Source organism: Collinsella sp. HCP28S3_G2 (assembly GCF_052065125.1).
GTDB lineage: Bacteria > Actinomycetota > Coriobacteriia > Coriobacteriales > Coriobacteriaceae > Collinsella.
Genome location: NZ_JBQHUO010000027.1, coordinates 1 through 2,471, shown reverse-complemented (window position 1 = coordinate 2,471; position 2,471 = coordinate 1). Strand labels below are relative to the sequence as shown.

Below are 2,471 nucleotides of genomic sequence, written 5' to 3'. Positions count from 1 at the left end.
TGTTTGTGTCAAGCTCGGGCTTTCAATTGAGGCAGCGGTTCTTTTCACACGTGGCAAGGAAAGGTTTCAGGTTTGGCAAAGGCGTGCCTCTTTCTCTCTTTGGCTTTGCCTCTTAGCCCCTTCGGGCCATAGGCGAGGCCTCCATCCTCTTCGTCGGCCCCTCGAACACGACCAGGTGGCCGTAGTGGACGATTCGGTCGATCATGGCAGCCGCCATCTGGTCGTCGGTCAGGATCTTTCCCCACCTGCTGAACTCAAGATTCGTGGTCACGATAAGGCTTCTCCTCTCGTAGCACTTGTTCACCACCTGGTACAGGAGCTTGGCGCCATCTTGGTTTATGGGAAGGTACCCAAGCTCGTCCAGTATCACCAGATCGGCCCTCTCGACCTCTTTGAACACCTTCTCCAAGGTTCCCTCGGCTTCGGCCTTGGTCATCCTCACGACGAGGTCTGCGATCGTCGTGAACATCACCGTCATCCCCATGGCGCAGGCTGCGGTTCCGCACGCTATGGCCATGTGGGTCTTGCCGTTCCCCACGCCGCCGTACAGGACGAGGTTCTGCTTGTCTGCAATGAACCTGCAGCTCTCGATGCCCCCGCGTCCGATCTCCTCCGGCACCTTTACCCTCGACCAGTCGTACCCTTCGAAGGTCTTGGGGACCGGGAACTTGGCCCGTTTCAGCAGCCGCCCCCTCCTGCTCTCCTCTCTCCAGGAGAGCTCCTCCTCGAACATGCCTGCCAAGAACCTGAGCTCTGCGGCCGTCGACTCCGACGCGTACTTCTCCGCAGTGTGGTTGGATAGCATCACGGCCCTGAACCCTCTTCTCACCGCGCTCTCCAGGTCGCCTCGCGCGCTCATGCGGCGTCACCTCCGAGCATCCTGTCGTAGACAGTGAGATCCGGGCCGACGTCGGGCTCCGTCCCAAGGCCGAACCCGCCCATCCTCGCGAGCATCATCTCCACGTCGGAGGGCCTGGCTCTCCCCGTTGAGGCCAGCACCTCGGAGATAGCGGCGCCGACGTCCTCGACCGAGCTCTCCCTGCACCACCTGCGCATGCACACGATCAGGTCCTTTCTGGCAGCCGACTCCAGCGCGTCCACATGGACCCTCACGTCTGCGGGCATGGCGGCCCTGACCGCCGAGTTGCGCCATGCGCCGGGCTTCCTCACCAGCAACGCCAGCTGGGACACGGCCTCCGGCCCGTTCTTCGCGGCCCCGAACCTCCTCGCGTGCTCCGCCACGATCTCGCCCGCGGCGTCCGCGAACGCGACGGTGTGGGCGCCGTACACGGCGGTGACGGTGCCGGAAGCCTGCCTGTGGCCCACATGGTAGCGGTGGCCGCCGTCGACGGTGGCGTCGCCGCGCTTGTCCACCGACACGCCGGTGACGAATCGCATGCAGCTGAAGGGCTTGGCGGGCAGGGGCGGCATCGCCGACCTGTCCCTCTCGAACAGCTCCGACCATGTCAGCCCCTTCTCGTAGTGGCGGTTCGAACCCGAGCCCGAGCAGCGGCTGAGCAGCTCCGCGTTGAACAGCTCGATGTCGTCGACGCTGGGCGCAGGCGTGAACAGATGCTGGCGACACCAGTAGACCTTTCGCTCCACATTGCCCTTCTCGTTGCCGGCGCGGGGGTTGGCGTAGGTCGCCTCGAACCCGTAATGGGCCTTCATCCGGCGGAAGAGGTCCGCCTCGGTCACGCTTTGCCCGCGGCGCCTGCCGGCGCCCGTGGCGTTGTCGAAGACGATGCGGGTGGGAACGCAGCCGATGTGCTCGAAGATGTCGCGGAGGCCCTGGCACACGCACTCGCTGGTCTCGCCCGCGAAGAGCTGGCAGAAGCCCATGTTGGAGAAGGGGAAGCTGAGCACCAGGAAGTGCATCCTCACGCGCTCTCCCCCGGCCAGCACGTCGACGTCGCCGAAGTCGGCCTGCGCCTCCCCCGGCGCCCAGACAAGCTCCATATAGCAGTCGGACGCCGCGGATATCTCGGCCTTGCGCCTCCTCACGTAGTTCTTGACGGTTCCGTAGCCGCCGTCGTAGGCGGTCTCGTCCAGCAAGCGCTCGTATATGCGCTTTGCGCTGTGTCGCTGCTTGCGCCATACGCGCTGGTCGCCGAGCAGGATCTCGTCGACGAAGGGCTTGTAAGGGTCAAGGATCGACGGGCGCGATTGCAGGCTCGGGGCCTGCGGCGAGAAATCGTCCATCGCGATGTACTTGCGGATCGTCGGTTGGGATATCCCCGTCCTGCGCTGTATCTCCGCATTGGAGAGGCCCCTTCTCGACATCTCTCGTATACTTTCGATCATTGGCATGCTGATCATCCTTCCTGCCTCCTGTGCAATTGTCAGTTGGTAGCTGCAATTGCAACGGTAGGCCTAGCTGGTCGGCATGCCTTTGCCTTTTCTGAAATTTTTCGTTTCCGTAGATGAAAAGAATGGGTGCCGCACTAGCAACAATCAGATTGCCCTAAACA

The 2,471-nt window shown here is 63.0% G+C and carries 2 protein-coding genes; both read right to left on the bottom strand.

What is annotated here, in order from left to right:
• Positions 1-112: 112 nt before the first annotated feature.
• A complete protein-coding gene (istB, locus tag ACTNB2_RS08730) occupies positions 113-859 on the bottom strand; it encodes an IS21-like element helper ATPase IstB (RefSeq protein WP_304202432.1) in 747 nt (248 codons plus the stop codon).
• Positions 856-2,310 carry an IS21 family transposase gene (istA, locus tag ACTNB2_RS08725; RefSeq protein ID WP_441042621.1) on the bottom strand — a complete coding sequence of 485 codons (1,455 nt, stop codon included), beginning with the start codon at positions 2,308-2,310 and terminating at the stop codon, positions 856-858. The genes istB and istA overlap by 4 nt, the downstream gene beginning before the upstream one ends.
• Positions 2,311-2,471 lie beyond the last annotated feature (161 nt).

What these genes read in the sequence shown, in the direction of transcription:
- istA (WP_441042621.1), bottom strand. Translation starts at nt 2,310, where the DNA reads ATGCCAATGATCGAAAGTATACGAGAGATGTCGAGAAGGGGCCTCTCC.
- istB (WP_304202432.1), bottom strand. Translation starts at nt 859, where the DNA reads ATGAGCGCGCGAGGCGACCTGGAGAGCGCGGTGAGAAGAGGGTTCAGG.